Raw genomic sequence first — 2,541 nt, forward strand, 5'->3', positions numbered from 1 at the left:
CTCCAGACCTCCTCGGTGGCGAAGGGCAGGAACGGGGCGAACAGGCGCAGCACCGCATCCAGGGTGGTGGCCAGGGCGGCCAGCACGCTGGCCTGCTCGGCCTGCCCGTGCCCGCCGTAGGCGCGGTCCTTGATCAGTTCCACATAGTCGTCGGTGAACGACCAGAAGAACGACTCGGTGATGTCCAGGGCCCGGGCGTAGTCGTAGGACTCGAACGCGCGCTTGGTGTCCTCGATGACCACCGCCAGGCGGGCCAGCAGCGAACGGTCCAGCCCGTTGGTGATCACCGCGGCGTCATCGGTGAGAATGTTCGCCTCGGTGGCACCCAGGTTCAGCACGAACTTGGAGGCGTTGAGGATCTTGATGGCCAGACGGCGCCCGATCTTCATCTGGTTGATCTCATACGCGGTGTCGGCGCCGAGCCGGGCGCTAGCCGCCCAGTAGCGCACGGCATCCGCGCCGAACTTCTCCAGCACCTCGGTGGGAACCACCACGTTGCCCTTGGACTTGGACATCTTCTTGCGGTCCGGGTCCAGGATCCAGCCGGAAATCGCCGCGTGGCGCCATGGGGCGTCCCCGTGCAGCGCGTCGGCGCGCACCACCGTGGAGAACAGCCAGGTGCGGATGATGTCATGGCCCTGCGGGCGCAGGTCGTACGGGTAGACCTTGGAGAAGAAGGACTGGTCGGTGTTCCAGCGTCCGGCGATCTGCGGGGTCAGCGAGCTGGTGGCCCAGGTGTCCAGCACATCGGCGTCCCCGATGAAGCCGCCGGGCTGGTTGCGCTGGTCCTCGGTGTAGCCGGCCGGGGCCTCGGCCACCGGGTCCACCGGCAGCTGCTGGGCCTGCGGCAGCAGCGGCGCGTCGTAGTTCGGCTCGCCGTTCTCATCCAGCGGGTACCACACCGGGATCGGCACCCCGAAGAAGCGCTGGCGGGAGACCAGCCAGTCGCCGTTCAGGCCCGAGACCCAGTTCTCGTAGCGTGAGCGCATGAACGAGGGGTGGAAGTCGATCTGCTCGCCGCGGGCGATCATCGCCTTGCGGCGGTCCTCGTCGCGTCCGCCGTTGCGGATGTACCACTGGCGGGAGGAGACGATTTCCAGGGGCTTGTCGCCCTTTTCGAAGAAGTTCACCGGGCGGGTGACCTTCTTCGGCTCTCCGTCGAGCAGGTTCGCTTCCTGCAGCAGCTCAACCACGGTCTCCTTGGCGGAGAACACGGTCTTGCCGGCGATCTGGGCGTAGGCCTCGGCCCCGGCGGGCTGGTGATCCACTCGGGGGTTTCGGCGATGATGCGTCCGTCGCGTCCCACGATGGCGCGGGTGGGCAGCTGCAGTTCACGCCACCAGTCACGTCGGTCAGGTCACCGAAGGTGCAGACCATGGCGATGCCCGAGCTTGTCGGCCTGGGCCAGGGCGTGCGGGCGCACCTCGACCGGGACCCGAACAGCGGGAGGTGACGGTCTTGCCGAACAGGTGCTGGTAGCGCTCGTCCTCCGGGTGGGCGACCAGGGCGGCACAGGCGGCCAGCAGTTCGGGGCGGGTGGTCTCGATGAAGACCTGCTCGCCGTCCTCGGTGGTGAACGGGTAGCGGTAGTAGGCGCCGGCGACCTCGCGGTCCTCCAGCTCGGCCTGGGCGACCGCGGTGCGGAAGGTGACGTCCCACAGGTCGGGGCCTCGGCCATGTAGGCGTCCCCGGCGGAGAGGTTCTCCAAGAAGGCGCGCTGGGACACGGCCCGGGAGTTGTCATCGATGGTCCGGTAGGTCATCCGCCAGTCCACGGACAGGCCCAGGGTGGTGAACAGCTGTTCGAAGACCTTCTCGTCCTCCACGGCCAGCTGCTCGCACAACTGGATGAAGTTCTTGCGGCTGACCACGTCCCAGTCGCGCTGGTTCTTCGCCGGCTTGGCCGGCGGCTGGTAGTCCTGGATGTAGGGCTTGGACGGGTCGCAGCGCACCCCGTAGTAGTTCTGGACGCGGCGCTCGGTGGGCAGGCCGTTGTCGTCCCAACCCAGCGGTAGAACACGTTCTTCCCGCTCATCCGCTGGTAGCGGGCCACCACGTCGGTCTGGGTGTAGGAGAACATATGGCCCACGTGCAGCGAACCGGAAGCGGTCGGCGGGGGAGTGTCGATGGAGTACACCGCCTCGCGGCTGGTGTCCTCATTGAAGTGATAGGTGCCCTCGGTGCGCCACCGGGACGAAAGACGTTCCTCCAGGCCTTCCAATGCGGGCTTGTCGGGAACTGAAACCGTGTTGGGCGTGTCTGTGCCCAAGTTTTCTTCTGCCATGTAAGCCATTGTTTCATGTTTCCTCGCCCGGGCGGGCATTGCGGCCCATGGGGTGAGACACCCGGCGGGCAGCGCGTAAGAGTCATTCACCCCGCTCGTGGTGGGCCGCCGCGCCGTTCTATTCTGGTGCCATGACCAACCATGAAAACTCCCCAGCCCCCGCCACCGAACGATCCGCCGTCGTCACCGGGGCCTCCAGCGGCATCGGCCAGGCCACCGTCAGGGCGCTGCGCCAGGAAGGATGCGCGTCTACGCCAT

At 67.1% G+C, this 2,541-nt stretch carries 1 pseudogene; it reads right to left on the reverse strand.

Annotated features, from left to right (window positions below):
- A pseudogene (valS, locus tag JCM19049_RS11545) lies at positions 1 to 2,283 on the reverse strand (valine--tRNA ligase); the annotation flags it as partial.
- Between the last annotated feature and the right edge of the window lie 258 nt (positions 2,284 to 2,541).

The organism is Arthrobacter sp. JCM 19049 (genome assembly GCF_001310435.1).